The 26,700-nt window shown below is 64.6% G+C and carries 26 protein-coding genes and 2 tRNA genes; 13 read left to right on the top strand and 15 right to left on the bottom strand.

Annotation, left to right across the window (positions count from 1 at the left end; all coding sequences use genetic code 11):
• Positions 1-70: 70 nt before the first annotated feature.
• From fabG to BUE39_RS27125, 6 genes are all read right to left on the bottom strand, one after another.
• Positions 71-820 carry a 3-oxoacyl-ACP reductase FabG gene (gene fabG / locus BUE39_RS27155; protein ID WP_073431792.1) on the bottom strand — a complete coding sequence of 250 codons (750 nt, stop codon included), beginning with the start codon at positions 818-820 and terminating at the stop codon, positions 71-73.
• A gap of 73 nt (positions 821-893) precedes the next feature.
• On the bottom strand, positions 894-1,829 hold the full coding sequence (gene fabD / locus BUE39_RS27150; RefSeq protein WP_073431791.1) for an ACP S-malonyltransferase: 936 nt from the start codon (positions 1,827-1,829) through the stop codon (positions 894-896).
• A 79-nt stretch (positions 1,830-1,908) separates the two neighbouring features.
• The gene (locus BUE39_RS27145; protein WP_073431790.1) at positions 1,909-2,898 is read right to left on the bottom strand and encodes a beta-ketoacyl-ACP synthase III; all 990 of its coding nucleotides are present in this window, start codon (positions 2,896-2,898) and stop codon (positions 1,909-1,911) included.
• Positions 2,898-4,004 (bottom strand): phosphate acyltransferase PlsX, encoded by a 1,107-nt coding sequence (gene plsX, locus BUE39_RS27140; RefSeq protein WP_073431789.1) that lies wholly within the window; start codon positions 4,002-4,004, stop codon positions 2,898-2,900. The genes BUE39_RS27145 and plsX overlap by 1 nt, the downstream gene beginning before the upstream one ends.
• 172 nt (positions 4,005-4,176) lie before the next feature.
• A complete protein-coding gene (rpmF, locus tag BUE39_RS27130) occupies positions 4,177-4,356 on the bottom strand; it encodes a 50S ribosomal protein L32 (protein WP_006051932.1) in 180 nt (59 codons plus the stop codon).
• Positions 4,357-4,457: 101 nt separating this feature from the next.
• A complete protein-coding gene (locus BUE39_RS27125; protein ID WP_073431788.1) occupies positions 4,458-5,102 on the bottom strand; it encodes a DUF177 domain-containing protein in 645 nt (214 codons plus the stop codon).
• A gap of 212 nt (positions 5,103-5,314) precedes the next feature.
• Between BUE39_RS27125 and BUE39_RS27120 the strand changes: the two genes are divergently transcribed.
• Positions 5,315-5,932, top strand: a complete 618-nt coding sequence (locus tag BUE39_RS27120; protein ID WP_073431787.1) for a Maf-like protein — start codon at positions 5,315-5,317, stop codon at positions 5,930-5,932.
• A complete protein-coding gene (locus tag BUE39_RS27115; RefSeq protein WP_073431786.1) occupies positions 5,929-6,648 on the top strand; it encodes an SAM-dependent methyltransferase in 720 nt (239 codons plus the stop codon). The genes BUE39_RS27120 and BUE39_RS27115 overlap by 4 nt, the downstream gene beginning before the upstream one ends.
• Positions 6,649-6,704: 56 nt before the next feature.
• Here the strand turns inward: BUE39_RS27115 and BUE39_RS27110 are convergent, their stop codons facing one another.
• Genes BUE39_RS27110 through BUE39_RS27095 form a run of 4 tightly spaced genes read right to left on the bottom strand, consistent with a single transcriptional unit; the run spans position 6,705 to position 9,810 of the window.
• Complete coding sequence (locus BUE39_RS27110; protein ID WP_073431785.1) at positions 6,705-7,709, bottom strand: S49 family peptidase; 1,005 nt, start codon at positions 7,707-7,709, stop codon at positions 6,705-6,707.
• 25 nt (positions 7,710-7,734) lie between these two features.
• Entirely contained in the window at positions 7,735-8,136 is a 402-nt protein-coding gene (locus BUE39_RS27105) for a Rieske (2Fe-2S) protein (RefSeq protein ID WP_073431784.1), read from the bottom strand.
• Entirely contained in the window at positions 8,133-8,792 is a 660-nt protein-coding gene (locus BUE39_RS27100) for an HAD-IA family hydrolase (RefSeq protein WP_073431783.1), read from the bottom strand. Before BUE39_RS27100 ends, BUE39_RS27105 begins: the two co-directional genes overlap by 4 nt.
• A complete protein-coding gene (locus tag BUE39_RS27095; RefSeq protein WP_073431782.1) occupies positions 8,785-9,810 on the bottom strand; it encodes an RluA family pseudouridine synthase in 1,026 nt (341 codons plus the stop codon). Before BUE39_RS27095 ends, BUE39_RS27100 begins: the two co-directional genes overlap by 8 nt.
• A 732-nt stretch (positions 9,811-10,542) precedes the next feature.
• Here BUE39_RS27095 and BUE39_RS27090 point away from each other — a divergent pair.
• The 6 genes from BUE39_RS27090 (at position 10,543) to BUE39_RS27065 (ending at position 17,992) form a co-directional block, all read left to right on the top strand.
• Positions 10,543-13,839, top strand: coding sequence for an Rne/Rng family ribonuclease (locus BUE39_RS27090; protein ID WP_073431781.1), 3,297 nt, complete (start codon positions 10,543-10,545; stop codon positions 13,837-13,839).
• Between the two features lie 193 nt (positions 13,840-14,032).
• Positions 14,033-15,142, top strand: coding sequence for a GTP 3',8-cyclase MoaA (gene moaA, locus BUE39_RS27085; protein ID WP_073431780.1), 1,110 nt, complete (start codon positions 14,033-14,035; stop codon positions 15,140-15,142).
• Positions 15,143-15,152: 10 nt separating this feature from the next.
• Positions 15,153-15,767, top strand: a complete 615-nt coding sequence (mobA, locus tag BUE39_RS27080; RefSeq protein ID WP_073431779.1) for a molybdenum cofactor guanylyltransferase MobA — start codon at positions 15,153-15,155, stop codon at positions 15,765-15,767.
• Positions 15,768-15,841: 74 nt separating this feature from the next.
• Positions 15,842-17,146: a molybdopterin molybdotransferase MoeA gene (gene moeA, locus BUE39_RS27075; protein WP_073431814.1), complete on the top strand. Its 1,305-nt coding sequence runs from the start codon at positions 15,842-15,844 to the stop codon at positions 17,144-17,146.
• 82 nt (positions 17,147-17,228) lie between these two features.
• Complete coding sequence (locus tag BUE39_RS27070) at positions 17,229-17,504, top strand: hypothetical protein (RefSeq protein ID WP_073431778.1); 276 nt, start codon at positions 17,229-17,231, stop codon at positions 17,502-17,504.
• Positions 17,504-17,992 (top strand): GNAT family N-acetyltransferase, encoded by a 489-nt coding sequence (locus BUE39_RS27065; RefSeq protein WP_073431777.1) that lies wholly within the window; start codon positions 17,504-17,506, stop codon positions 17,990-17,992. The genes BUE39_RS27070 and BUE39_RS27065 overlap by 1 nt, the downstream gene beginning before the upstream one ends.
• A gap of 41 nt (positions 17,993-18,033) precedes the next feature.
• Here BUE39_RS27065 and BUE39_RS27060 read toward each other — a convergent pair whose 3' ends face one another.
• The 5 genes from BUE39_RS27060 to pncB form a co-directional block, all read right to left on the bottom strand.
• Positions 18,034-19,482, bottom strand: coding sequence for a DNA recombination protein RmuC (locus BUE39_RS27060; protein WP_073431776.1), 1,449 nt, complete (start codon positions 19,480-19,482; stop codon positions 18,034-18,036).
• Positions 19,479-20,468 (bottom strand): 2-hydroxyacid dehydrogenase, encoded by a 990-nt coding sequence (locus BUE39_RS27055; protein WP_073431775.1) that lies wholly within the window; start codon positions 20,466-20,468, stop codon positions 19,479-19,481. The genes BUE39_RS27060 and BUE39_RS27055 overlap by 4 nt, the downstream gene beginning before the upstream one ends.
• 53 nt (positions 20,469-20,521) lie before the next feature.
• Positions 20,522-21,952, bottom strand: a complete 1,431-nt coding sequence (locus BUE39_RS27050; protein WP_073431813.1) for a sodium:proton antiporter — start codon at positions 21,950-21,952, stop codon at positions 20,522-20,524.
• A 63-nt stretch (positions 21,953-22,015) separates the two neighbouring features.
• Entirely contained in the window at positions 22,016-22,678 is a 663-nt protein-coding gene (locus BUE39_RS27045; protein ID WP_073431774.1) for a LutC/YkgG family protein, read from the bottom strand.
• Between the two features lie 117 nt (positions 22,679-22,795).
• On the bottom strand, positions 22,796-23,992 hold the full coding sequence (pncB, locus tag BUE39_RS27040) for a nicotinate phosphoribosyltransferase (protein ID WP_073431812.1): 1,197 nt from the start codon (positions 23,990-23,992) through the stop codon (positions 22,796-22,798).
• 281 nt (positions 23,993-24,273) lie between these two features.
• On the opposite strand from pncB, the gene fdxA reads away from it, so the two are divergent.
• The 5 genes from fdxA (at position 24,274) to BUE39_RS27015 (ending at position 26,489) form a co-directional block, all read left to right on the top strand.
• Positions 24,274-24,597 carry a ferredoxin FdxA gene (fdxA, locus tag BUE39_RS27035; protein ID WP_006052862.1) on the top strand — a complete coding sequence of 108 codons (324 nt, stop codon included), beginning with the start codon at positions 24,274-24,276 and terminating at the stop codon, positions 24,595-24,597.
• Between the two features lie 82 nt (positions 24,598-24,679).
• Positions 24,680-24,755, top strand: a tRNA-Asn gene (locus BUE39_RS27030).
• A 62-nt stretch (positions 24,756-24,817) separates the two neighbouring features.
• Positions 24,818-24,893, top strand: a tRNA-Asn gene (locus tag BUE39_RS27025).
• Between the two features lie 185 nt (positions 24,894-25,078).
• Complete coding sequence (locus BUE39_RS27020; protein WP_073431773.1) at positions 25,079-25,558, top strand: CreA family protein; 480 nt, start codon at positions 25,079-25,081, stop codon at positions 25,556-25,558.
• A 100-nt stretch (positions 25,559-25,658) separates the two neighbouring features.
• The gene (locus BUE39_RS27015) at positions 25,659-26,489 is read left to right on the top strand and encodes a helix-turn-helix transcriptional regulator (protein WP_073431772.1); all 831 of its coding nucleotides are present in this window, start codon (positions 25,659-25,661) and stop codon (positions 26,487-26,489) included.
• The last annotated feature ends 211 nt before the right edge of the window (positions 26,490-26,700 follow it).

The following is a 26,700-nucleotide window of genomic DNA, read 5'->3' as shown; positions in this document are numbered from 1 at the left end:
GGGTTCCTGTCAAGGCATGCGCCTTACGCTTTTGCAAACGCATCAAGGCGCGGATAGTAACCGAATTTGGTTACGACATGTACATTCCGCCGTTCACATGCAATGTCGTGCCGGTGATGTAGCCGGCTTGCGGCGACGCGAGGAATGCGACCGCGTGCGCGATGTCTTCGGGACTACCGAGGCGGCCGAGCGGAATCTGCGTCTTCAGCACGGTTTGCTGCTCTTCCGGCAGACTCTTGGTCATGTCGGTGTCGATGAAGCCCGGCGCCACGCAATTCACGGTGATGCCGCGGCTGCCGATCTCGCGCGCGAGCGCGCGTGCCATGCCCGCGACGCCCGCTTTCGCGGCAGCGTAGTTGACCTGCCCCGGGTTGCCGGCCGACCCGACCACGGACGTGATGTTGATGATGCGGCCGCCCTTCGCCTTCATCATCGGACGCAGCACCGCCCGCGACAGGCGGAACACCGACTTGAGATTGGTGTCGATCACCGCGTCCCAGTCGTCGTCCTTCATGCGCATTGCAAGTTGGTCCTGCGTGATGCCGGCGTTGTTCACCAGCACGTGCAGCGCGCCGAATTCCTTCACCGTGCCGTCGATCAACGCCTCGGCTGCGGCCGCGTCGTTCACGTTGAGCACCGCGCCGCGGCCGTTCACGCCGGCTGCCTTGAAGGCTTCGGTGATGGCGGTCGCGCCGCTTTCGCTGGTCGCCGTGCCGATCACGGTCGCGCCCTGGCGCGCCAGTTCCAGCGCGATCGCACGGCCGATGCCGCGCGAGGCGCCCGTCACGATTGCGATCTGCTTGTCGAGAGTCTTGTCCATCTGTCGGTCCGGATACCCTTTCGAAGGGCTGATTGGTTCTTGATGTGGAGTTCTGGCGGTGATGACGCGGCGATCAGCCCGCCGTCACCAGCTTGAGCGTCTCGTCGAGCGAGGCCGGATCGAACACCGACGCGCCGACCAGGTTGCCGTCGATTCGCTTGGTCAATCCCGCAAGGACCTTGCCCGGCCCGCATTCGATCACATGCGTGACGCCCTGCGCCGCCATCGCCTGAACGCTTTCGACCCAACGCACCGCGCCGGCCGCCTGACGCACCAGCGCATCCTTGATTTTGGCCGGTTCGTTGACCACCGCGACGTCGACGTTGTTGATTACGGGAATCGACGGCACTTGCACATTGACGCTTGCCAGATATTCCCGCAATTGATCCGACGCCGGCTTGAGCAGCGACGAGTGGAACGGCGCCGACACCGCCAGCGGCAATGCGCGCTTTGCGCCCTTCGCCTTCGCGATCTCACAAGCTTTTTCGATCGCGGCCTTGTGACCGGCGATCACGACTTGCGCCGGCGCATTGAAATTGACCGCCTCGACGACGCCCGCCACCGACGCTTCCGCGCACACCGCGCGCACCGCGTCGTCGTCGAGGCCGAGAATCGCGGCCATGCCGCCCTCACCGACGGGCACCGCCGTTTGCATGGCTTGCGCGCGAAAACGCACGAGCGGCACGGCATCGCGAAACGCGAGCGCGCCGGCCGCGACCAGCGCCGTGTATTCGCCGAGGCTGTGACCAGCGACGATCGCGGGTTTGGGACCGCCCGCCGCCTGCCATGCGCGATAAATCGCGTATGCCGCGATGAGCATGACGGGTTGCGTGTTGGTGGTGAGATTGAGATCTTCGGCGGGACCCTCGGCGATCAGTTTGCCGATGTCCTGATTGAGCGCGTCGGATGCTTCCTGAACCGTTTCACGCACGACCGCGTGATCGGCGAATGCATTGAGCATGCCGACCGACTGCGAACCTTGCCCAGGAAAAACGAACGCAAATTTCATATCGTCCCCAAAATCGGTTTGATCAGATGTGGGTAGCCGCGACGGCGCCGCAAACGGCGCCCGTGGTTCGTCGTCGCTATCAGTAGCGGATAACCGACGCGGCCCAGGTGAAGCCGCCGCCGACGCCTTCGATCAGCACGTTCTGGCCGCGCTTGATGCGGCCGTCGCGCACCGCGACGTCGAATGCGAGCGGAATGGACGCAGCCGACGTGTTGCCGTGCTCGCCCACCGTGACGACCATGCGTTCCTGCGGCAAGTGGAGCTTGCGGCAGGTGCTTTGCATGATGCGGATATTGGCCTGATGCGGAATCAGCCAATCGATCTGCTCGGCCGACAGATTGGCTTTCTCGAGCGCCTCGACCGCGACCTTTTCGAGCACGTTGACGGCGAGCTTGAATACCGCCTGACCGTCCATATGAAGAAACGCGCTGCCGGCCACTATGCCGCCGTTCACGTTACCCGGCGTGCAAAGAATGTTCGAATAGCTGCCGTCCGCATGCAATGCGCTAGCGAGTACGCCCGGTTCTTCGGACGCTTGCAGAATCACCGCGCCCGCGCCGTCGCCGAACAGCACGCAGGTCGTGCGGTCGTTGAAATCGAGAATGCGCGAGAAGGTCTCCGCGCCGACCACCAGTGCCGTGTGATGCTGGCCGCCGCGAATCAGGCTGTCCGCCATCGCGACCGCATAGGCGAAGCCGGAACAGACCGCCTGTACGTCGAACGCGGCGCCGTGGTTCTTGATGCCGAGCTTGTTTTGCAACAGACACGCGGTACTCGGAAACACGAAGTCGGGCGTGGACGTTGCAACAATGATCAGATCGATGGACTGCGGATCGATGTCGGCCGCCTCGATCGCGCGCTGCGAGGCGAACAACGCCAGATCGCTGGTGGCGACGTCAGGCTCCGCGAAGTGGCGCGCGTGGATGCCCGTGCGGGCAACGATCCATTCGTCGCTCGTCTCGACGCCCTGCCTGGCGAGACGGTCCGCCAGATCCTGATTGGTGACGCGCGCGGGTGGCAGGTAGCTGCCGGTGCCCAGCACGCGGGAATAAATTGTCGATTGAGCCATTATGCCTTCGAGGATTGCGCAGCGTAGGGCTCGGCCGGCTGGCCTGCGATCGGGCTTGCGTGACCCGCACCGCTTGCTTCGCGCGCGGCCTGTTCCAGAGAACCCGCGTTCTCCTCCATTGCTCGCGCAAGGCGTTCCAGCACGCCGTTTTTGACGGCATCATACCCGCGTTTGATAGCCCACTCAAACGCATAGGCGTCCGCCGAACCGTGGCTTTTGATGACCAGCCCGCGCAAGCCGAGCAGCGCGGCCCCATTGTATTGCCGATGATCGACGCGCTTCTTGAAGCGCATCAACACCGGCAATGCGAGCACCGCCATCACCTTCGTGAGCCACGAACGGCCGAACTCTTCCTTGATGATGTTGGAGAGCATCTGCGCGAGGCCTTCCGACGTCTTGAGCGCGACGTTGCCGACAAAACCGTCGCAGACGATCACGTCGACCGTGCCCTTGAAGATGTCGTTGCCTTCAACGTTGCCGTGAAAGTTAAGTGTACTCGCGCGCAGCAATTCGCCGGCACGTTTGATGGTGTCGTTGCCCTTGATGACTTCTTCACCGATGTTGAGCAGGCCGATGGTGGGCCGGTCGCGGCCCTCGAGCGCCGACACGAGCGCGTGCCCCATCTCCGCGAACTGCAGCAGATGCTGCGGCTCGCAGTCGACGTTGGCGCCCAGGTCGAGCATCATCGTGTAGCCATTGGGATTGGGCAATGCCGACGCGATCGCCGGGCGTTCGATGCCCGAGAGCGTTTTCAGCACGTAACGCGAGACCGCCATCAGCGCGCCGGTGTTGCCAGCGGAAATACAGGCTTGCGCCTCGCCTTCCTTGACGCGATTGAGCGCCACGCGCATGGACGAGTCTTTTTTCTTGCGCAGCGCGACTTCGACCGGATCGTCCATGGCGACGATCTCGGAAGCGGGCACGACGGTCAGCGCCGGCAGGTCCTGAGCCTTCAGCTTCTTGAGCTGCGCACGAATCGCAGTTTCAATGCCGACGAGCAGCAGTTGCGCGTCGGGATGCGAACGAACGAAGCTGACGGCAGCGGGAACGGTCACGGACGGGCCGTGGTCGCCTCCCATGCAATCTATCGTGAGCTTTACTGTCATGGAGTGCGACGAATTTCAGGCACCCTGCTTGGGATCGCGGCAGGTGCCAAAGCGCCAACTGCGATCGACACAAAAAAGCGGCAGTTGAATGCCGCCTTTTTGCCGAGCCGGGAAAATGTCAAGCGAGCCGATCGCCACGCGAAACGCCAAGGGGCGCAACGCAGTGAAACGATTAGTCGTTCTTCGTCTTGACGACTTTCTTGCCGCGATAGTAGCCGTTCGGGCTAACGTGGTGACGCAGATGCACTTCGCCCGTGCTCGGCTCCACTGCCAACGGCGCTGCCGTCAGGAAATCGTGCGAACGGTGCATGCCGCGCTTCGACGGCGACTTCTTATTTTGTTGAACTGCCATGACTAACTCCTAAAAATTTTCCGAATTCTAACACAGCCCGATCCGGTCTCCGCCACTGGCCAAATGGCCAAGGCGCCCGCATCGCGCTCCCATGCAACTGATCAGTGCTTCTTGTCGTCCGGCTCGCCGCGCTTGAGATCCTTGAGCGCCGCGAACGGATTGGGCCGTTCGGGTTCGCCGCCCGCATCAGCCTCGTCCTGCGCGCTCTCGTCGCCCTCGCCTTCCGCACCGGCCACACCAGAGACGAGGCTCTCGTGCACTTCGGGGCAGACCTCGTGCTTGGGCACGAGCGGCAAGGAAAGCAGCAACTCTTCTTCGATCAAGTCGATGAGATCGAACTGGCGCGAGCCGACGATCACCTCGACTTCATCCTCGTCGAGCGGAAACTCTTCGGCTTCCGCCTCGGTGCTGACGATCCGGTAAGTTGCATCGACATTGAACGCCTGCGAATACGGTGTCATGCACCGCTGACATTCGAGCCATGCCGCGCCGTGAACCGCCATCCTCAAATAAGGCTGGGGACCCTCGGTGCCGTCATCCTGCAATTCCGGCTGCGTCGCCCCTTCGGCTTGCCAGGTGAACGCGGTATCGCGATCTGGCGCTTCTGCCGGGACTTCGTTTAACATGCGCGGCAGTTGCGAGACGCGCACGACACCTGCGGCCTGCCGCCCACTCCGCGCAAATTCGAACAGATCGAGCTCATGCGGGTCGGACAGACCAGCAGGGTTGCCAGGATGTTGAGTCATGTGCGCTCCTGCGTCGGCAAGGATTTCGCCGGGATAACCGGGTTTATATTGCAGCCCGCGAACTCTGTAAAAAAGCCCGCCCGCGCAATAGCATACCGATGAAAAGCCCAAAATCATATCCGTTTTGTCTTTTTGAGTCAAACACTTAAGCCCGTACACGCGCGAGTTCCGCGCAAGCCCGTACGTCCCGCCTCTCTAGCCGTTGGTTGACCATGCCAGATTCCCCCAATCGCCCGCCGCGCCTGATTCTGGCGTCCAGTTCGCCGTATCGCCGCGAACTGCTGGAACGCCTGCGCGTGCCGTTCGACGTCGCCGTGCCCGCAATCGACGAAACAGCCTTCGCTGGCGAAACACCCGACATCACTGCGCTGCGGCTCGCCGAGGCGAAGGCTCGCGCGGTGGCGGCGGGACTCCCCGCCGGCGAGGCCGCGCTCGTGATCGGCTCGGACCAGGTCGCCACCTACGACGGCTTGCAGATCGGCAAACCCGGCACGCACGAAAACGCGCTCGCGCAGTTGCGGGCGATGCGCGGCCGCGAAGTGCTGTTCCACAGCGCGCTGTGCCTATTCGATAGCCGCTCGGCAGCAGCGCAGACGGCCGACGTGATGACCCGCGTGCGGTTCCGCGATCTGCCGGACGCCGCGCTGGACGCCTATCTGCGGGCGGAAACGCCTTACGACGTCGCGGGCAGCGCAAAATCCGAGGGACTCGGCATCGCGTTGCTCGAGGCCATTCATTCCGACGACCCGACGGCACTCGTCGGCCTGCCGTTGATCGCACTGTCGCGCATGCTGCTCGCGGTGGACTTTCCACTCCTGGGGGCGCAATGACCGGCACCCTTTATCTGATCCCGAACACGCTCGGCGAAGGCGACGCCGACGCGCTCGACGCCGTCCTGCCGGCGCCGGTGCGCGCCCGCGCGGCGTCGCTGCACTACTACATTGGCGAAAACGCGAAAACCACCCGCGCTTTCCTGAAGAAAGTCGGCACCGAACGGCCGATTCAGGAAATCGAAATTCGCGAACTGAACGTCAACACGCCGGCTGGCGAGATCGACAAGCTGCTCGCGCCGCTCCTGGCGGGCACCGACGCGGGCCTCGTCTCCGAAGCCGGCTGTCCGGCGGTCGCGGACCCTGGCGCGCTGCTGGTGCGCCGCGCGCATGAGCGCGGCGTGAAAGTCGTGCCGTTTGTCGGACCCAGTTCGATTCTGCTGGCCTTGATGGCTTCCGGCCTGAACGGCCAGAGTTTTGCGTTTCACGGCTACTTGCCGGTCGAGCCCACCGAGCGCGCCAAGCGCCTGAGGGAACTCGAACTGCAATCGCGCAAGGGTAAGCAAACGCAGATTTTTATCGAAACGCCATATCGGAATCGTGCGCTGCTAGACACCGTGCTGGCGACGTGCGCGCCGTCGACGCTCGTTTGCGTCGCAGTCGATCTGACGTTGGAGACGGAAACCATCGCCAGCCACAGCGTGGCCGACTGGAAGAAGAAGTCAGCGCTCGATCTGCACAAGCGGCCGGCAATCTTCCTCATTCTGGCCGTCTAAGCTCACACGCAAAAGCCCTGCGCAATCGCATTGCGCAGGGCTTTTTTCACAACGGATCACCGCAGGTTGAACTTCCCGCCCAACGCCATCGCATGCACGGCGCCGCTGCCGACCGCCGCGCCGAACTTCCGCGCGACGCGGTCCGTGATGCTTTCCTTCACCGTGTAGTCGACGATATCCGGCGCCTTGATGATGTCGCGTGCGACGAAATTGGCATCGCCAAAACCGTCGGCAAGACCCAGTTCGACGCTTTTCTGACCCGTCCAGAACAGGCCAGAGAACATGTCCGGCGTTTCATGAAGGCGCTTGCCGCGGCCCTCGCGCACCGCCTCGATGAACTGCGCGTGAATCTGGTCGAGCAACTCCTGCGCATGCTGATCCATCTTCGGCGTTTCCGGCGAGAACGGATCGAAAAAGCCCTTGTTCTCACCGGACGTGCGCAGTCGCCGCTGGACCCCCAGCTTGTCCATCAGGCCGGTGAAGCCAAAGCTATCCATCAGCACGCCGATCGAGCCGACGATGCTCGCCTTGTCCACGTAGATCTTGTCGGCCGCCGCGGCCGCGTAGTAACCGCCGGACGCGCACATATCTCCCACCACGACGTACAGCGGAGTGGACGGATGCTTGGCGCGCAACCGGCGAATCTCGCTATAAATGATGCCCGCCTGCACCGGACTTCCGCCCGGACTGTTGCAGCGCAGGATCACGCCGGCCGTGCCGGAGTCGTTGAACGCGCTTCGCAAGGCGGTTGCAACGTCTTCGGCGTTCGCGGTGGTATCGGCGGAGATTTCGCCGTCGAGTGCGATCATCGCCGTGTGGCGTCCCGCGACGGCAACCTTGTCGCCGGAAAAATCGAACAGACCCCAGACGGCAAGCAGCACGACGGCCAGAAAGATGAAACGGAAGAAGATCTTCCAGCGGCGCGCCGCGCGCTGTTCGTGGATCGCCGCGAGCGCAATGCGTTCGAGCGCGGCGCGCTCCCAGCCCGGCTCATCGGCGGAGGTACGGGGGCGGCCAGTCAGGGAGGGTTCCTTCGGCTCGGGAGTCAAATTGTCGGACATGCGGTGCAATGGAAAGAGAAGGGAATCAGGGCATGAGGGGGCGCAGTTCGCCGTCCGGCAGCCAGAATACGGCACGGCCTTCGGGCGTATCGCGTTCTTCCACTTGGACGGGGCGTAATCTGCCGCCGCGGCAGGGGCCACCGACGCATTTGCCCGTATCGGGCGCGTAAATCGCGCCATGTGTAGCGCACATCAAGTATAAACCTGACGATTCGAAGAACTGTCCCTCGGCCCAGTCGAGCTCCATCGGCACGTGGGCGCAGCGGTTCAGATAACCGTAGGCGCGGCCGTCGTAGCGAACAAAAAACACCACGACCTCGTCGTTCGCGAGCCGCGCGGCGCGGCGCACGCCAGCGCCGCCGTCCAACAGTTCGTCAGCGGCGCACACGCGGACAGCTTGCGCCGCCTCAGCCACGCCCGCACTCATGCGTTCTCTCGCAGCCAACCGGACAGCACACTGACGCTGGAGGCGACGAATTTCGGCGACAAAGCGCTCAAGGAGCCCGCCGGATGCGCGCCGTAAGTCACGCCGATGCCGGCGACGCCCGCATTGATCGCCATTTGCAGATCGTGCGTGGTATCGCCGACCATCACTGTGCGCAGCGGGTCCTGCCCCAGTTCGCGCGTGAGTTCGTGCAGCATGGCCGGATGCGGCTTCGAAAAGGTTTCGTCCGCGCAGCGCGTACCGTCGAACAGGCTGGTCAGGCGCGACTGGTCGAGCGCGCGGTTCAGCCCGACGCGGCTCTTGCCCGTCGCCACGGCCAGCAGATAACCTTGGTCGCGCAATTCCTGCAGCATCTCGCGCACGCCGACGAACAGCTCGGTGGTCTGATCCTTGACCAGATAATGGAAGCGGTAGCGCTCGGCGAGACGCGGATACTCCACCGGATCGAGCGTGGGCGCGGCGATTTGCAGCGCGTCGCGCAGTCCGAGACCGATGACGTAGCTCGCGGCCTCGTCGGCCGGCACGGGCAAGCCCAGGTCGCGGCACGCCGCCTGGATGCTGCGCGTAATGTGAGCGGTCGAATCCATCAGCGTCCCGTCCCAGTCGAAGACGATCAGGTCAAATTGCTCTCTAGCCATGCGTGGACGTCTCCGGGTGTGACCCATTTCGTAATTCGTTGAGCTGCGCGATGAAGCTGCGACACTCGGCTGGCAACGGCGCCTCCAGTTGCAGCGGCGCGCCGGTTGCCGGGTGCGTGAGCTTGAGCCGGTAGGCATGCAGGAACATGCGCTTCAAGCCCGGCCTGGCGTTGGCGCGCGCCAGCGCCTTGTTCAGCGCGAAGTCGCCGTATTTGGCGTCGCCGACGATCGGCAGCTCCAGATGCTGCAAATGCACGCGAATCTGGTGCGTGCGGCCGGTTTTCAGTTCCGCCTCGAGCAGCGCGTACTCCGGCCAGCGGTCGATCAGATTGAAGACCGTGTGCGACGCGAGGCCATCCGCCTGCACCCGCACGCGCCGCTCCCCGTCTGCTGTCAGGTACTTGTGCAGCGGTTCCTTGACCGCGCGGCGGCGGCCCCAATCGCTCGCCCAATCGCCGTGAACGCACGCATAGTAGCGCTTATCCATCCGGTTCTCGCGAATCTGCTCGTGCAGATCGACGAGCGCGGCGCGCTTCTTCGCGAGCATGAGGATGCCGGAGGTCTCGCGATCCAGCCGATGCACCAGTTCGAGAAATCTCGCCTGCGGCCGCGCCTCGCGCATCTGTTCGATCACGCCGAAGGCGACACCGCTGCCGCCATGCACCGCCACGCCGGCCGGTTTGTCGATGACCAGCAGATGCTCGTCCTCGAAAATGATCCTGAACTGCGCCGACGGCACCGCCGCTTGCGTGATCTGCTCATTGTGCTGGGCGACCCGAATGGGCGGCACGCGCACCAGGTCGCCAAGCTCGAGACGGTACTGCGCGTCGATCCGGCCCTTGTTGACCCGCACTTCCCCGCTGCGCAGGATGCGGTAAATATGGCTTTTCGGCACGCCTTTACAGACGCGCAACAGAAAATTGTCGATGCGCTGTCCGGCCGCACTGTCGTCGATCTCGATCATCGAGACCTGGTCGCTTGCGACCGATTTCTGGGATATTTTGCCTAACTCTTTCATTCTGAATATAATTTGCCCAGCAGTCTGCGGCGGCCGGCGCAGTGTCCGGAATTCGGGCGGATTGCGCGGGTGCAAGCGATAAACCGTTATTTTACTTGCGCCGGGGTCTGGTTGCTCACCCTCAAAATGAGATGCAACAAGTTGCACGCACGAAGTCAGTGCCCGGCAGGGACGGCGCCCACAGGCGCGTTCGGTCAAGGTCGGCTTCGACGGTAACGGAATTTTGGTAAAAAAGAATTTAACTTTCAGCTTCGGTATCGGGCGGTCTGACGCCCTGCTGTACGAAGCTGCCGGTTGCGAAAATACGGCGTGCGCCCAAGGCGTCTTGTAGAAAGTACAAGACATGGCGACGTCAAAATGAGGCGAGACACCCCCAGCAGGAAAAGACGCGCCGCTTGCGCGAACTTCCCGTTGCGGCATGACCGCAGCCTTCGACCCTCCGGTCACGCGCCCAGTCGGCGCACCGGCGCGAGTGGACGAATGGCTTATGAAGGTCTGCTGGCAGAACCCGCGGCGTGTCGGGTCGTTATTTGAAGCCGTGTTCGCATGTGCCCTGCGGCACCGCGCCCATGTTCAATGGGCCGGGCCCTCTCAGGCAATTCTCCCGCCAATTTTCCCGCTCCAGCGTGCTTGTGAAAACACAATAAGGCGCGGCATGCCGTTGCCCCCTGCGCTCTCGCGACTGACAACCGCGCGGCCAGGGGCCAGGCTAAGCCGCTCTGGAGCCGTTCAATGAAACGCATGTTGTTCAATGCGACGCAGCAGGAAGAACTGCGCGTCGCCATCGTCGATGGGCAAAAACTCATCGACATCGACATCGAAACCGCCGGCCGCGAACAGCGCAAAGGCAATATTTACAAGGGCATCATTACCCGCATCGAGCCGTCGCTCGAAGCCTGTTTCGTCAACTACGGCGAAGACCGCCACGGTTTTCTGCCGTTCAAGGAAGTCGCCCGCCAGTACTTCCGCGACGGCGTCGACATGCGCTCCGCGCGCATCCAGGACGCCCTGAAAGAAGGCCAGGAACTGATCGTTCAGGTCGAAAAGGAAGAGCGCGGCAACAAGGGCGCGGCCCTCACCACGTTCATCTCGCTCGCCGGGCGGTATCTCGTTTTGATGCCGAACAACCCGCGCGGCGGCGGCGTATCGCGCCGTATCGAAGGCGACGACCGTCAGGAACTGCGCGAAACCATGGCGCAGTTGCAGTTGCCGGAAGGCATGAGCATCATCGCGCGCACGGCCGGCATCGGCCGTTCCGCCGAAGAACTGCAGTGGGACCTGAACTACCTGATGCAATTGTGGCGCGCGATCGAAGCCGCGTCGCAAAGCGGTTCGGCCGGCCAGCCGATGCTGATTTATCTCGAATCGAGCCTCGTGATCCGCGCGATTCGCGACTACTTCCAGCCCGATATCGGCGAAATCCTGATCGACACCACCGAAATCCATGACCAGGCCCGCGCCTTCATGGACATCGTGATGCCCGACAATGTCAGCAAGGTGAAGCGGTATCACGACGACGTGCCGCTCTTCTCGCGCTTCCAGATCGAACACCAGATCGAAACGGCGTACTCGCGCACGGTGCCGCTGCCCTCGGGCGGCGCGATCGTGATCGACCACACGGAAGCACTGGTCGCGATCGACGTGAACTCGGCGCGCGCCACCAAGGGCGCCGACATCGAGGAAACCGCCGCGCGCACCAACCTCGAAGCCGCCGACGAAGTGGCCCGCCAGTTGCGCCTGCGCGACCTGGGCGGCCTGATCGTGATCGACTTCATCGACATGGAATCGGCCAAGAGCCAGCGCGAAGTCGAGCAGCGCCTGAAAGACGCCTTGAAGCACGACCGCGCGCGCGTCCAGATGGGCAAGATCTCGCGCTTCGGCCTGATGGAACTGTCGCGCCAGCGTCTGCGCCCGGCCTTGTCGGAAGGCAGCCACGTGACCTGCCCGCGCTGTAACGGCACGGGCCACATCCGCGATACCGAATCGTCCGCGCTGCAAGTGCTGCGGATCATTCAGGAAGAAGCGATGAAGGAGAACACCGCGGCGATCCACTGCCAGGTGCCGGTCGAGGTCACCGCCTTCCTGTTGAACGAAAAGCGCTCGGAAATCAACAAGATCGAGTCGCGCTTCAAGGTCAACGTCGTGCTGGTGCCGAACAAGCACCTCGACACGCCGCACTACAAGCTGGAGCGTCTGCGTCACGACGATGCACGCCTCGACGAACCGCGCGCTTCGTGGAAGATGGCCGAGGAAGCGGCCCGCGAACTGGAATCGGAAACCGGTTACAGCAAGCGCACCGAGGAAGTGAAGCCGAAGCAGGAAGCGGCGGTCAAGGGCATCACGCCGGAGAAGCCCGCGCCGAGCGCGCCGGTTCGCCCGGTGGCGACAGCCCCGGCTCCGGTCGCGGTGACGCCCGCTGGCGGCGGCTTTATCGGCTGGCTGAAAAATCTGTTCGGCATGCAGCCGGCAGCCCCGGCGCCCGCAGCGCCGGCCACCGCCGAGAAGCAAGCGCGTCCGCAACGCGGCGAGCGCACGGAGCGCGGTGAGCGCACCGGCGAACGCGGCGGCGATCGCAACCGCAATCGCCGTGGCGGCGCAGCCGGCCGCGATGCGGCGAGCCGTGGCGAAGGCACGGGCGGCGGCCGTCAGGCTCAAGGGCAACAGCCGTCGGCGCGTCGCGAGGAACGCGAACCGCGTGAAGGCCGCGAGGCACGCGAGGGCCGCGAGCCGCGTGAAGCACGTGAGCCGCGTGAACCGCGTGCCGGCCGCGAAGGCCGTGAGCCGCGCGAAGGTCGCGAGGGCCGTGAAAACCGTGATCGCGACAATCGCGGCGCCGAGCGCACGGAAACCGTCGAAGGCGCACCGCGGGGCGAGCGTCCGGAACGCGGCGAACGCCGTGAACGGGGCGAGCGTGTCGAACGCGGCGAGCGCCGCAAGCAGCAAGCGGAAACCACGGATGCGCTAACGACGCAGCCGGACGCGCAAGCGGCGGAAGAACTGGCGCAAAAGCAGGTCGCACTGGGCGAAAGCGGTGCGCCGGCCGATCAGGAAGCGGTGGCGCGTGAAGGTGAAGAGCGTCGCCGCCGCCGTCGCGGCCGTCGCGGTGGCCGTCGTGAGCGTGAAGAAGACGTGAACGGCAATCTAGCCGCCGATGTCGCGGAAGCTGAAGGCCAAAACGTCAGCGTGACCGACGAAGCGCCGGTGCGCACGACGCATCAGCCAGTCGAGCATAAGGCCGAAGTCAGCGCCGAAGCCGGCGAAGCGAAGCAGGTGACGCCGGTGGAAGTCGTGGTCGCAGCTGTCGCCACTGAGTCGGCTGTGGTGAGCGAACTGCACGCGGCAACCGAGACGCCGGCTCTGGCCGCCGAGAAGGCCGCCAGGACCGAAACGGTCGTTCCGGTCGCAGAGGCGCCGGCGGCACCGGCGGCAATCGAACCGGCAACGGAAACGCCGGTTGCGCAAGCCGCCGCGGCACCCGTTGAAGCCGCGCAAGCGACACCCGCCGCAAGTGAAACCGTTTCGCTGGTCGAACCGGTCGCACGTGCCGAAGCTCCGGTTCAGGCGCAGGCTGAAACGCCCGCACCGGCTCCGGCTGTCGAGGCGCAAGCCGCGCCGGCTCCGGTGGAAACCGTGGCTCCGGCCGCAGTGGTCGAGACGCCGGCCGCCGAGCCGGCGCCGCAAGCCGAGATCGTCGAACCGCAGCCGATCGTAGCAGCGGTTACGCCGGCGGCGGAACCGGCGGAACCTGCGAAACCCGCGGCGGCCGAGGCGCCTGTCGCCGCCGCACCGCTGGCGACACAGGCTCCGCACGCGGTACGCAATGGCGCCGTGTCGGCGGAAGCCCTGAAACCGGTGCTGGAACAAGCCGGTCTCGTCTGGGTGAACACCGACGCCGAGAAGCTGCGCGCAGCGCAGGAAGCCGCTGCGCAGGCGGCCAAGCCGGCCCGCGTGGTGCGCGAGCGCAAGCCGTTGCCGCCGCTCGATAGCGCGCCGATGCAACAAGTGGAAACGGGCAAGCACACGCAGTAAGCCGCCCCGTCGTCCTCGAAAAGCCCGCCTTCATCGGCGGGCTTTTTTTATGCGCGAGGAAAGCAGGCTGGACACCGCGCCGGACGCGGCTCCCCGTATACCCGCAGAGGCGCCAGGGCTCCATCAGTCGCGCAATGCATTTCCGATAGAATGAACAGGCCGCTTTTCATTCCAGCACCGAGCCAGGCCATTCATGTCCCGACGCATCATCCCTGTTGCCGATCTCAGCGCGGTGCCGGTCATCTCCGGCCCGGCGCAGGCGCCCAGCGGCGCGTTGCACGACACGCTCGCCCGGCCGCTGCGCGACCTGCGCATTTCGGTGACGGACCGCTGCAATTTCCGCTGCGTCTACTGCATGCCTCGCGCCGTGTTCGATAAGGACTACGCGTTCCTGCCGCACAGCGCGTTGCTGAGCTTCGAGGAAATCGAGCGCCTCGCGCGGCTCTTCGTCGCGCATGGCGTCGAGAAAATCCGGCTCACGGGCGGCGAGCCGCTACTGCGTAAAAACCTCGAATTCCTGATCGAACGGCTCGCGCGGCTCTCCACGCCGGCAGGCCGCCCGCTCGATCTGACGCTGACCACCAACGGCTCGCTGCTCGCGCGCAAAGCGCAAAGCCTGAAAGACGCCGGCCTGAGCCGCGTGACCGTGAGTCTCGACGCGCTCGACGACACGCTGTTTCGCCGCATGAACGACGCCGACTTCGCCGCGGCGGACGTGCTGGAGGGCATCGCCGCGGCGCAAGCGGTCGGCCTCGCGCCGGTCAAGGTCAACATGGTGGTCAAGCGCGGCACCAACGACAGCGAGATCCTGCCGATGGCGCGCCATTTCAAAGGCTCCGGCGCGGTGCTGCGCTTCATCGAATACATGGATGTCGGCAGTTCGAACGGCTGGAACATGACCGAGGTGCTGCCGTCCGCCGACGTGGTCGCGCGCATTGCCGAGCATTTCCCGCTCGTGCCGCTCGAAGCGCACAGCGCTGCCGAGACCGCCCAGCGCTGGGGTTATGCCGACGGCAGCGGCGAGATCGGCGTGATTTCGAGTGTGACGCGCGCCTTTTGCGGCAGTTGCACGCGAGCGCGTCTATCGACTGAGGGCAAGCTGTATCTGTGCCTGTTTGCATCGTCCGGTCACGATCTGCGTGCGTTGCTGCGCGCCGGGGCGAGCGACGTCGAGATCGCCACCGCCGTCGCCGAAATCTGGCAAAGCCGCGGCGATCGTTATTCGCAACTGCGCGGCAGCAGCGCAGCCGAACCCCACGCGCAGGAAGGCCGCCGCGTGGAAATGTCGTACATCGGCGGTTGAGCCGCGGCGCATGAAGCCAGGCCGCGAACACATCACGGGGCTGGTGCTCGCCGGCGGCCGCGGCATGCGCATGGGCGGTGCCGACAAGGGTCTGCAGGCGCTGCATGGCGAACCGCTCGCCGCGCATGTGCTGAAGCGCCTCGCACCGCAAGCCGGCGCGCTGCTGATCAGCGCCAATCGTCATCCCGAGGCGTACGCCGCGCTTGGCGCGCCGTTCGGCGCCACGGTAGTGGCCGATACCCTGCCCGGCTTTCCCGGCCCGCTGGCCGGGCTGCTCGCGGGGCTGCGCGCGGCCGGCAGCGCTTACGTGCTCAGCGCGCCGTGCGACACGCCTGGCCTGCCCGACGACCTCGGCACCCGCCTCGCGCACGCGCTCGATTCGAGCGAGGCCGACATCGCCACGGTCACGACCTGCGACGCGCAAGGTCAAGTCTCCCTTCATCCGGTGTTCGCGTTGCTGCGCACCGATCTCGCGGACGACCTGTCCGCCTTTCTGGACGCCGGTGAGCGCAAGGTGCGCGCGTGGTACGCGCGCCACAAGACGGTGGAAGTCGCCTTTACCGACGAGCGCGCGTTTTACAATATCAATTCGTTACAAGAACTCGCCGACCTCGAGCGTCATTGAGGCCCCGGTTGAAATCCCGCTCCGGCCGCACGGCAACAGCCGCTCCCGCCTTCGGCCGCGACGTCCAGCTCTTCATGACCACGCTTAACGAATTTTCCCGCTGCGTCGCGCAGTACGATCCCCACGCGCTACCGGTTTCGGCCGCCCAGGCGATCGTCCGGCAGTGGGCGACGCCGGTCACGGCAATCGAACGCGTGCCGTTGCGCGACGCGCTCGACCGCGTGCTGGCCGCCGATATCGTGTCGCCGATCGACGTCCCCTCGCACGACAACTCCGCGATGGACGGCTACGCGTTCAACCGCGCGGCGCTGGCAAGCAATGCGTCCGCCGTCGAGTTGGCGATCGTCGGCAAGGCGCTGGCCGGGCATCCGTTCGCGGGCCGCGTGGAGGCGGCGACGCAATGCGTGCGCGTCATGACGGGCGCCTCGATGCCGGCGGACTGCGACACGGTGGTGCCGCAGGAGCTCGTCGAACGGGCCGCCGACGCCGCCTCGATCCACTTCGCGGCGAATGCCGTCGCCGCCGGCGCCAACCGGCGCCGCGCCGGTGAAGACCTCGCGCGCGGTCATGCGGCACTGCGCGCCGGGCGCATCATGCGGGCGTCGGACCTCGGCCTGCTGGCGTCGCTTGGCATCGGGGAAGTCAACGTGCGGCGGCGCTTGCGCGTCGCCTTCTTCTCGACCGGCGACGAATTGCGCTCGCTCGGCGAACCGCTCGACCCGGGTTCCGTCTACGACAGCAACCGCTACACGCTGTTCGCGATGCTCCGGCGCCTGAACATGGACACGCTCGATCTCGGCGTGGTGCGCGACGAGCCCGCCGCGCTAAAGGCCGCGCTGCGCAGCGCCGCGGCCAGCGCCGACGTGGTGTTGACCTCGGGCGGCGTCTCGGTCGGCGAGGCGGATTTCACCAAACAACTGCTGCAGACATTCGGCGACGTCGCCTTCTGGAACCTGGCAATGCGACCCGGCCGGCCGCTCGCTTTCGGCCGCGTCTGGTCCGGCGAGCGACCGGGGCTCGGGCTTCCCGCGCTATTCTTCGGTTTGCCGGGCAACCCGGTCGCGGTGATGGTGACGTTCTATCAGATCGTGCGCGAGGCGCTGTTGCTGATGTCGGGCGCGACGCCGCAGCCGCTGCCGGTCATTCACGCCGCCAGCCGCCAGGCGATCCGCAAGCGCGCCGGGCGCACCGAATTCCAGCGCGGCGTCGCCGCACGAGACGCGCAGGGGCAATGGCACGTCACGCCAACCGGTTCGCAAAGCTCCGGCGTGCTGAGTTCGATGAGCGAGGCGAATTGTTTCATCGTGCTCGGGCACGATGAAGGCGACATTGCCGAGGGAGAGCGCGTCGCTATCATGTTGTTCGACGGCCTCATCTGACGCCTCGCCCGCCGAAGGCGTCCATTACCGGTCATTTGCAGCTGTACCCATTACCACTACGACATATACGGGTTTGACTTATATGAAAAAACAGATCTCGTTCATCGCACCGGGACAAACGGCCAAAGCGCTCATCCTTGTTTACCTGACCTTCTCGGTGCCGATCGTGCTGCTGGGCGTCCTCGTCGCGTTCATCCGGTACGGCTCGGTGGAACTGAGCACGGTGTTCAGCGCGCTGCTGCTCAATGCGATCCTCGGTTTCATCTTGTTGTGGATCGCATGCCACGCGTATAACTGGGTGGCTTCGCGCTTCGGCGGCATCGAAATCCAATTGACCGACGTGCCGGAAGAAGCCTGATGTCCGCGACGATCCGCCCCGCCACGCCGGCGGACACCGGCGCGATCTTCGCGCTGGCGTACGAACTGGCGGAATTCGAAAAGCTCACGCACATCTTTGCCGCGACGGAAGACGGTTTGCGTGACGCGCTGTTCGGCGCGCGGCCCTCGATCGAGGCGCTGGTGGCCGAAAACGAAGGCCGCATCGTCGGCTATGCGCTGTTCTTCCACAATTACTCGAGTTTCGTCGGCAAGCGCGGGCTGTATCTCGAAGACGTTTACGTGCAACCGAGCCAACGCGGCAGCGGTCTGGGCACGGCGCTGTTGCGGCGTCTCGCGGCATTGGCCGTGGAACGGCGGTGCGGGCGATTCGAATGGACCGTGCTGGACTGGAACCAGCCGGCCATCAGCTTCTACGAAAAAATGGGCGCGACGGTCATGCCGGATTGGCGTGTCGTGCGGCTGACGGGGGATGCGCTCGAACGGCTGGCCCAAGGAGTGGCGGCCTGACTCAGCGCCACGTCCCAAGCCGAAGGAGCACCCCAACCACCTCAGTGCTCCTCGGACTCCACGCCCGATAACGCATCACCGAGCAAACCGCTCGCCTCTTCGCCCGGCAGCGCCTCGACATCGCGCAGCTTGCGGGTCATGACGCGAGTGCGCGTTTCCGCGGCTTCGATCGAACGCGTGACGGTTTCCAACTGCGCCTTGGTCCTCGCCAGCACGTCGCCGAATTTGCCGAACTCCGTTTTTACCGCGCCGAGCACCTGCCACACCTCGCTCGAACGCCGCTCGATTGCGAGCGTGCGAAAACCCATCTGTAAACTATTGAGCAATGCGGTGAGCGTGGTCGGACCGGCGATCGTCACGCGATAGTCGCGCTGCAGCAGATCGGTGAGACCCGGCCGACGCAACACCTCCGCGTACAGGCCTTCGGTCGGCAGGAACAGCAGCGCGAAATCGGTGGTGTACGGCGGCGACACGTATTTCTCCGCGATGCTGCGCGCCTCGGCGCGAATGCGCGCTTCGAGCGCGCGCGACGCCTCTTCCACCGCGATCGGATCGGCGCGCTCCTGCGCTTCGATCAGGCGCTCGTAGTCTTCGCGCGGAAACTTGGCGTCGACCGGCAACCAGACCGGCGTAGCCGAATCCCCCTGCTCGGCCCGCCCCGGCAGCTTGATCGCAAATTCGACGCGCTCGGCGCTCTTCGGCACGGTCGCGACATTTTTCGCGTACTGGTCCACGGTGAGCATCTGTTCGAGCAGGGCCTCGAGCTGCACCTCGCCCCATGTGCCGCGCGTCTTGACGTTGGTGAGCACCTTCTTCAGATCGCCGACGCCGGCAGCCAGCGTTTGCATTTCACCCAGCCCGCGATGCACCTGTTCGAGCCGGTCGGACACCAGCTTGAACGACTCCCCGAGGCGCTGTTCCAGCGTGGCGTGCAATTTTTCGTCGACGGTGCGGCGCATTTCCTCGAGCTTGGTCGAGTTGTTCGCTTCGATATCCTTCAGCCGCTGTTCGATGGTCGCGCGCACCTCGGCGAAGCGGCGATCGTTCGCCTCGGTGACTTGCCCGAGTTGCAAGCTCAGCGTCTCGCCGAACTGCCTGAGCGTTCGAGCCTGTTCGTCGCGCGCCTGTTGCGCCTGCTGCTGCAGGCTGTGACGCACCGCGTCGAGTTGCTGCGCGAAACCGTCGATCTTGCCGCCCTGCACCGTCGTCATACTGCTGAACTGCGAGGCCAGCGTTTGTTGAAAGTGCGCGAAGCCGCCGCTCTGCTCGGCACGCGACACGCGCGCCGTCTCGGTGATGTCGTTGCGCAGTTGCCGTTCGAGCCGCTCGTAAGCGTGCGCCTGCGCATCGGCGGCGGCGTCGATACGTTCGCCAAGCAACTCGAATTGCTCGCGCTCGTCGACGCGGCCTTGCCCGCGCATCAACAACGCCAATGCGATCACCAAGGCGATCGCCAGCACCGCGACGGCCGCCACCAGAAGCATTGTCATGAGCGCGCCCGGCCGATGACCTCGGGATTGATCGGGTTCGGCGGCCGGCCGGCGCGCGGGCCTTCGCCCAGCGCCGCGATCAAATTGTCCGCGGCGAGATTCGCCATCGCGCGGCGCGTGGCTTCTGTCGCGCTGGCGATGTGCGGCGTCAGCACGACATTCGGCACCGTCAGCAGGTCGGGATTCAGCTTCGGCTCGCCTTCGAATACATCGAGACCGGCCGCCGCGATCTGTTTCGAGCGCAGCGCCTCGACCAGCGCCGCGTCGTCGACGATCCCGCCGCGCGCGATGTTGGTGAGCGTCGCGCTCGGCTTCATGAGCGCGAGTTCGGCCGCGCCGATCGTGTGATGATTTTCCTGCGTGTACGGCAACACGAGTACGACGTGATCGGCACGCCGCAGCAAGTCCTGCTTCGACACGTATTCGGCATTCAACTCGGCTTCGATCTCCGGCGCGACGCGCGAACGGTTGTGATAGATCACCTGCATGTTGAAGCCTTTCGCGCGCCGCGCCAGCGCCTGGCCGATCCGGCCCATGCCGATCACGCCGAGCGTGGAACCGTACAGATCGCCGCCGAGAAACGCGTCATACGCCCACTTCTCCCATTTGCCCGCGCGCAGCCAATGCTCCGATTCGGCGATGCGGCGTGCCGCCGCCATCATCAGCGCCCAGCCGAAATCGGCGGTGGATTCGTTCAGCACGTCCGGCGTATTGGTGCCGAGCACGTTCGCCGCGTTGAACGCCGCCATATCGAAGTTGTTGTAGCCCACCGCCATGTTCGACACCACGCGCAAACGCGGCGCCGCCGCGAGCACGGCCGCGCCGACCGGATCGCCCGCGGTCAGCGCGCCGTCCCTATCAGCGAGACGGCGCGTGAATTCATCGGCGGGCAATACGTCGCCCTGATTCCAGTCGACGTCGAAATACTGCTTGAGCCGTTCGATCACATCGGGAAAGATCGGACGGGCGACGAGGATCTTCTGCATTGCAATTCTCCGAATAGCGCGTCGAGTCCACTGTCTCGGCGTCAAAGCCTGCGTCAAAAAAAGAGCCATCCGGTCACGACGAAGAGCGGCAACAACACCGCGCCGGACCAGCCCAGATACGCAAAGAAACCCGGCATGCGAACGCCGCGCGACTCCGCGATCGCTTTCACCATGAAGTTCGGCGCATTGCCGATATACGTGTTCGCACCCATGAACACCGCGCCGGCCGAAATCGCGGCGAGCGTGGTGGCGCCGGTGGTCATGAGCGTTTGCGCATCGCCGCCGGCCAGGTTGAAGAACACCAGGTAGGTCGGCGCATTGTCGAGAAACGAAGACAACAGACCCGTCGCCCAGAAATACATCGCGTCGTGCGGCTGACCGCTCGAGTCGTTGACCAGATGGACGATGCCCGCGAAGGCGCCCGCCTCACCCGCGCGCAGGATCGTGATGACCGGCGCGATGGTCAGGAAGATACCGGCGAACAGCTTGGCGACCTCTTCGATCGGCGCCCAGTTGAAATCATTGCCCGCGCGAGCCGCACGCGGCGTGAATGCCAGCGAGAGCAGCGTGACGCCGATTAGCGCGATGTCGCGCACCGCATTTTGCAAGGCGACGTGCGTGCCGAACACGTCGAACGTCACGCCCGGTTTCCACAGCCCGCTCATCAGCACCAGCGCGATCACCGCGGCCAGAAACAGAAAGTTGATCTTGCCGTCCATGCCGAGCGACGGCGAGTCCGGTGTGGGATCGAGAAAGCGCGAACGCTCTTCCTCGCGCCGATGAAAATAGTACGAGTCCAGTGCATAAAATCCGGCGAGCAACACGCTGCAAACGAACAGCATGGGCAGCGCGAGATGCGTGGTGGTCCAGAAGAAACTCACGCCTTGCAGGAAACCGAGAAAGAGCGGCGGGTCGCCCAACGGCGAGAGCGAACCGCCCGCGTTCGCCACCAGGAAGATGAAGAACACCACCACGTGAACGACGTGCTTGCGGTTGTCGTTGGCGCGCAGCAATGGACGGATCAGCAGCATCGCGGCGCCGGTGGTGCCCATGATGCTGGCGAGGACGGTGCCGAGCGCAAGAATCGCCGTGTTCAGGCGCGGCGTGCCATGCAGATTGCCGCGCACGCAGATGCCGCCCGCCACCGTGTAGAGCGCGCTCAGCAACACGATGAACGGAATGTATTCCTCGAGCAACTGATGCACCAGCGTGCCGAGCGCGACGCCCGCGCCGAACGTGAGCGCGAACGGCACGAGAAACACAAGCGCCCACGCTGCCGTGATCTTGCCGAAATGGTGATGCCAGAACCTTGGGGCGAGCAGTGGAAACGCCGCGATCGACAGCAACACGCCGGCGAACGGCAGACCCCATAGCGCCGACAAGGTCGCGCCCTCGAGCGTCGCGGCGCTGGCGAGTCGAGGCCAACCCGCGAGCGTCAGTACGGCGGCGAACATCATGCTCGCCGACACGGCATGCCGTTTCATATTCTTGAAGTCCTTGTCATGACCGACGGCGACTGGTGCCGTGAAAGCCAGCCGCTCGCCCACTCAGGCGCCCTGCACGACGATCACATGAACCCGGTAAGGTCCATGCGCGCCCAGCACGATGGTCTGTTCGATATCGCCGGTGCGCGAAGGCCCGGAGATGAAATTGACGGCGCGCGGAAGTTCGCCGCGCTCGCTGCGGATCAAGGCGAATGCCTCTTCGTGTCCCGCGACGATGCGCGAAGCCGGCACGATCGCAATGTGCGTTTCCGGCAGCAGGCCCGCCGATGCATAGGTCTGCGGCCCAGACAGCAAGACCAGCGTGCCGGTCTCGGCGGTCGCGCAGAAGCAGCCGGTGAGACCGACCACGTCGCCGTCTCGCGGCTTGCGGAACTCGACGGCAAGACCGGCTTCGTCCCACGGCAGGTCTTGCAGCGTTTGCCATGCGATCGCCTGCAGCGGCAACGCATGTTGCGTGAGGTAGCGATGCGCCGCGGCCGGCGCTTCGCTCAATGCCTGAACCGTGTCGACCGTGGTCGCCATTTTCTGCGCTTCCTCGATGAAGCGCGCGCTCAGATCGGCCGGCATCTCCGGGCGCGGGCCTGACGGATGACGCGCGAGATAGTCCGCCGCTGCCTCGCGCTCGGAAGCGGACGGCTCGGGCTCGCGCCCTTGCGCCGCGCGGATGCGCGCCAGGATGTTGCGGCGGGCAATCGATGTGTCCATATGCGAGATCCTCGTGTCGACAGCCGTGCGATGTGACGAGAATTATACCGGCCACCCCGCGCGCGAACACCTTGGCCGAACGGCCAGGCTGCGCGTGGGAGCCGCGTATGAACCGCGTTAATTCACGTCTTCTTCCACCGGCTGCGCGATGCCGAACACCTGCCGCAGATAGGCGAGATAGGCTTTGTCGTCGCACATGTTCTTGCCCGGCGAATCGGACAGCTTCGCCACCGGCTGACCGTTGCAGCGAACCATCTTGATGACGATCTGCAGCGGGTTATAACCCAGGTCGTTGGTCAGATTGGTGCCTACACCGAACGCCAGCTTGCAGCGCCCGCGGAAACGCTCGTACAGTTGCAGCACCTTCGGAATGTCGAGCGCGTCGGAGAACACGAGGATCTTGGTGCGCGGGTCGCAGCGGTTTGCCTCGTAGTGCTTGAGCAGACGCTCGCCCCAGTCGAACGGGTCGCCGGAATCATGACGCGCGCCGTCGAACAGCTTGCAGAAGTACATGTCGAAGTCGCGCAGAAACGCCTGCATGCCGTACACGTCGGACAGCGCGATACCCAGGTCGCCGCGATATTCCTTCGCCCACATTTCAAAGCCGAAGGTTTGCGAGTCGCGCAGCCGCGGCCCGAGCGCCTGGCATGCCTGCAAATACTCATGCGCCATCGTGCCGAGCGGCGTGAGGCCGTGTTTCATTGCGTAGAAGACGTTGCTGGTGCCGGCGAACTGTTCGCCCAGACCGTCTTTCAGCGTGAGGATCACCTCTTCGTGCCACTGCTTCGAGAAACGGCGGCGGGTGCCGTAGTCGGCGATCTTGCAGTCGGCGAATTCCGGGCGCGCGCCTAGCAGTTTCATCTTGTCGACGAGACGCCCGCGCCCTTCGCCGTAAGCCGGCTCCTGCTGCGTATTGCGGAAGTACACCTCATTGACGATCGCCAGCATCGGGATCTCGAACAGGATCGTGTGCAGCCACGGCCCCTTGATCTCGATGTCGATTTCGCCATTGCCCTTGGGCGACGGTTCAATCGATATGTATTTCTCGTTCAGATGGAACAGCGCGAGAAACTCGATGAAATCGCCCTTGATGAAGCGCATGCGCCGCAGGTAGTCGAGTTCGTCGTCGGTGAAACGCAGTTGGCACAGCTTGCGCATCTCGGCGTGAATCTCGCCGATGTACGGCACGAGATCGACATTCGGCGTACGGCAGCGGAAGCGATACTCCACGTTCGCCGCGGGAAAGTGATGCAACACCACTTGCATCATCGTGAACTTGTACAGATCGGTGTCGAGCAGCGAAGTAATAATCATGATGGTGCGAACTGGACCGCGATAGAAACGGAAGGCCTGACATGGAAGGCCCGACTTGCCCATGCGCATGCGACGCGCCCCGAGCGCGCCGACTGATGCATGTTACCCGAATGCGCCCCCATTCAGCGCGCCGCCGGGCGGCTCTTGCCGGAGCCCATAAACTAATCACGAAAACGTATAAAAGGCGCTATCCGATGCTGCATGCGGCTCTTGACGTTACGTTACAATAACCCTTTTGGCGCTTGGCGCCGTTCTCTGATCCGCATGCAGGAGCTGCCTGAATGACTCACGTTGTGACCGAAAGCTGCATCAAGTGCCGCTATACCGACTGCGTCGATGTGTGCCCGGTGGACTGCTTTCGCGAAGGTCCCAACTTCCTCGCGATCGACCCCGACGAATGTATCGACTGCGCCGTGTGCGTGGCCGAATGCCCGGTGAACGCCATTTACGCCGAAGAAGACGTGCCGGGCGACCAGCAGAACTTCATCGAACTGAATGCCGATCTGGCGAAGAACTGGCCGAGCATCACCAAGACAAAAGCGCCGCTGCCGGAAGCCGACGAGTTCAAGGACGTGAAGGAAAAGCTCGCGCTGCTCGTCCGCTGAGCGTTGCGGCGCGTAAGCACAAGGTATTGACAGGCGCGTAAGCTGCTCCTACAATTTCGTTTCTCTGCTGTTGTTGTTCTGTTCCTCGATAGCTCAGTCGGTAGAGCGCCGGACTGTTAATCCGTAGGTCCCTGGTTCGAGCCCAGGTCGAGGAGCCAAGAATTGCAAAGGCCCGTTAACCAAGACGGGCTTTTTTATGTAGATCAGGTTGTACTGCTGTTCCTCGATAGCTCAGTCGGTAGAGCGCCGGACTGTTAATCCGTAGGTCCCTGGTTCGAGCCCAGGTCGAGGAGCCAAAATTCTGGAAGGCCCGCATCCGTGCGGGCCTTTTTGTTTTGGCGTGGCGCTCGCCTGCGTCGATCGCACTCGCCCCCGTGACCGGCACGCCGTTATACGATGGCGGTTTCCCGGCGTGCATGTCACGCTCGGTCCCGGCATCCCGTCCATGCGTCCAATCCCGACGCTCATTCACGACCCTCTCATGAAACCGATCTCGTCGCTCCTCGCGCTCGCAGTTGCCGCCGCACTAGTCCTCATACCGACGGCACACAGCGAGGAAGTCGCCAGCGTCAATACCAACTTCCGCATCACCGGTTCGGACCGCGTGGTCGTCGAGGCTTACGACGATCCCGCGGTTCAAGGCGTGACCTGCTACGTGTCGCGAGCGCGCACCGGCGGCGTCAAAGGCACGCTCGGCATCGCGGAAGATCCGACGGAGGCGTCCATCGCCTGCCGGCAAGTCGGCGCCATCCATTTCACCGGCCCGCTCAAGCAGCAAGCCGACGTGTTCTCCGTGAGCATGTCGCTGATCTTCAAGTCGCTGCACGTGGTGCGGGTGGTCGACGCGAAGCGCAACGCGCTGGTGTATCTGACCTACAGCGACCGGGTCGTCAGCGGCAGCGCGAAGAACAGCGTGAGCGCGGTGCCGATGCCGGCCGGCACGACGATCCCGGTCAGGTAAGCGCCGCACCTACGGCAAACCGCACGCAAGATACGCGTATCGGCCCACGCGCCGGCAGGTCACGGCGCGCTACACTGGGCAGTCTTGCCGGACCTTCACCATGACCGCCGCCCATCGCTTTCAGGACTCCGCCCGTTACTGGCGCACGCCGCTTCTGCCCGGCGCGGACCTGCTCACGGCCGAATACCACGACCACGAGTTCACGCCGCATTGGCACGACGCATACACGATTCCCGTGATCGTGGCGGGCGCCGAGGGCTATCGCTATCGCGGAACGGATTATGTTGCCGAGGCCGGCAGCGTCCCGATCATCAATCCGGGCGAATTGCACACGGGCTCGAGAGCCGTCGAGGCCGGCTGGCGCTATCGGGTGATGTATGCGCCGGTGCATTTCATTCACGCGCTCGCCGATGAAGTCGCCGGCAAGCGAGAGGCGCTGCCGTGGTTCGCACCCGGCGTGATCCGCGACGCCGATCTCGCACGACGGTTGGCGCGAGCGCATCGTCTGCTGGAGGCGGGCGACGACGCGCTCGCCGCCGAGGCCGCCATGTTCGACGCGTTGTCCACGCTATTGGTCCGCTACGCGCAAACGCAGCCGGAGCCTGCGCGCCTCGCTACCGACGACGTCCGCGTGGCGATCATGAAAGAGCGTCTCGCGGGCGACCTCGTCGCGCCCGTCACGCTGACGGATGTCGCGCGTGCGGCGGGCCTCTCGCCGTTTCACGCGGCGCGCCTTTTCACGCGGGCCACCGGCCTGCCGCCCCACGCGTGGCGCAATCAGGTGCGTCTGCAACGCGCGCTTGCGCCGCTGCGCGCCGGCGTTTCGGTGACGGAGGTCGCCGCCGTCAGCGGCTTCACCGATCAAAGCCATTTCACGCGGCATTTCCGGCGCATGTTCGGGGTGCCGCCTGGGCGCTGGCAAGGGCGCTGAAGCGGCGCGGGCGAGCGGCGTGGGCGTTGACCCCCTTCGGGGCAACAACGCAGCCGCTCTTCGCCCACTGCTTGCTGCCCCCGCCTTCTGCCCGTTGCCCGTTGCGCTCTGCCGTCCTCTTCGCCCTCCGCCCTCCGCCCTCCGCCCTCCGCCCTCCGCCCTCCGCCCTCCGCCCTCCGCCCTTCGCTCTCCGCCCCTCGCCCTCGCCCTC

This window comes from Paraburkholderia terricola (assembly GCF_900142195.1).
Taxonomy (GTDB): Bacteria; Pseudomonadota; Gammaproteobacteria; order Burkholderiales; family Burkholderiaceae; genus Paraburkholderia; species Paraburkholderia terricola.
The sequence above is the reverse complement of the archived record's forward strand: the minus strand, read 5'-3'. Positions and strand labels throughout refer to the sequence as shown.

Bases quoted from the DNA above. Each gene is read 5' to 3' on its own strand.
- fabG (WP_073431792.1), bottom strand. From the start codon at position 820: ATGGACAAGACTCTCGACAAGCAGATCGCAATCGTGACGGGCGCCTCG.
- fabD (WP_073431791.1), bottom strand. From the start codon at position 1,829: ATGAAATTTGCGTTCGTTTTTCCTGGGCAAGGTTCGCAGTCGGTCGGC.
- BUE39_RS27145 (WP_073431790.1), bottom strand. From the start codon at position 2,898: ATGGCTCAATCGACAATTTATTCCCGCGTGCTGGGCACCGGCAGCTAC.
- plsX (WP_073431789.1), bottom strand. From the start codon at position 4,004: ATGACAGTAAAGCTCACGATAGATTGCATGGGAGGCGACCACGGCCCG.
- rpmF (WP_006051932.1), bottom strand. From the start codon at position 4,356: ATGGCAGTTCAACAAAATAAGAAGTCGCCGTCGAAGCGCGGCATGCAC.
- BUE39_RS27125 (WP_073431788.1), bottom strand. From the start codon at position 5,102: ATGACTCAACATCCTGGCAACCCTGCTGGTCTGTCCGACCCGCATGAG.
- BUE39_RS27120 (WP_073431787.1), top strand. From the start codon at position 5,315: ATGCCAGATTCCCCCAATCGCCCGCCGCGCCTGATTCTGGCGTCCAGT.
- BUE39_RS27115 (WP_073431786.1), top strand. From the start codon at position 5,929: ATGACCGGCACCCTTTATCTGATCCCGAACACGCTCGGCGAAGGCGAC.
- BUE39_RS27110 (WP_073431785.1), bottom strand. From the start codon at position 7,709: ATGTCCGACAATTTGACTCCCGAGCCGAAGGAACCCTCCCTGACTGGC.
- BUE39_RS27105 (WP_073431784.1), bottom strand. From the start codon at position 8,136: ATGAGTGCGGGCGTGGCTGAGGCGGCGCAAGCTGTCCGCGTGTGCGCC.
- BUE39_RS27100 (WP_073431783.1), bottom strand. From the start codon at position 8,792: ATGGCTAGAGAGCAATTTGACCTGATCGTCTTCGACTGGGACGGGACG.
- BUE39_RS27095 (WP_073431782.1), bottom strand. From the start codon at position 9,810: ATGAAAGAGTTAGGCAAAATATCCCAGAAATCGGTCGCAAGCGACCAG.
- BUE39_RS27090 (WP_073431781.1), top strand. From the start codon at position 10,543: ATGAAACGCATGTTGTTCAATGCGACGCAGCAGGAAGAACTGCGCGTC.
- moaA (WP_073431780.1), top strand. From the start codon at position 14,033: ATGTCCCGACGCATCATCCCTGTTGCCGATCTCAGCGCGGTGCCGGTC.
- mobA (WP_073431779.1), top strand. From the start codon at position 15,153: ATGAAGCCAGGCCGCGAACACATCACGGGGCTGGTGCTCGCCGGCGGC.
- moeA (WP_073431814.1), top strand. From the start codon at position 15,842: ATGACCACGCTTAACGAATTTTCCCGCTGCGTCGCGCAGTACGATCCC.
- BUE39_RS27070 (WP_073431778.1), top strand. From the start codon at position 17,229: ATGAAAAAACAGATCTCGTTCATCGCACCGGGACAAACGGCCAAAGCG.
- BUE39_RS27065 (WP_073431777.1), top strand. From the start codon at position 17,504: ATGTCCGCGACGATCCGCCCCGCCACGCCGGCGGACACCGGCGCGATC.
- BUE39_RS27060 (WP_073431776.1), bottom strand. From the start codon at position 19,482: ATGACAATGCTTCTGGTGGCGGCCGTCGCGGTGCTGGCGATCGCCTTG.
- BUE39_RS27055 (WP_073431775.1), bottom strand. From the start codon at position 20,468: ATGCAGAAGATCCTCGTCGCCCGTCCGATCTTTCCCGATGTGATCGAA.
- BUE39_RS27050 (WP_073431813.1), bottom strand. From the start codon at position 21,952: ATGAAACGGCATGCCGTGTCGGCGAGCATGATGTTCGCCGCCGTACTG.
- BUE39_RS27045 (WP_073431774.1), bottom strand. From the start codon at position 22,678: ATGGACACATCGATTGCCCGCCGCAACATCCTGGCGCGCATCCGCGCG.
- pncB (WP_073431812.1), bottom strand. From the start codon at position 23,992: ATGATTATTACTTCGCTGCTCGACACCGATCTGTACAAGTTCACGATG.
- fdxA (WP_006052862.1), top strand. From the start codon at position 24,274: ATGACTCACGTTGTGACCGAAAGCTGCATCAAGTGCCGCTATACCGAC.
- BUE39_RS27020 (WP_073431773.1), top strand. From the start codon at position 25,079: ATGAAACCGATCTCGTCGCTCCTCGCGCTCGCAGTTGCCGCCGCACTA.
- BUE39_RS27015 (WP_073431772.1), top strand. From the start codon at position 25,659: ATGACCGCCGCCCATCGCTTTCAGGACTCCGCCCGTTACTGGCGCACG.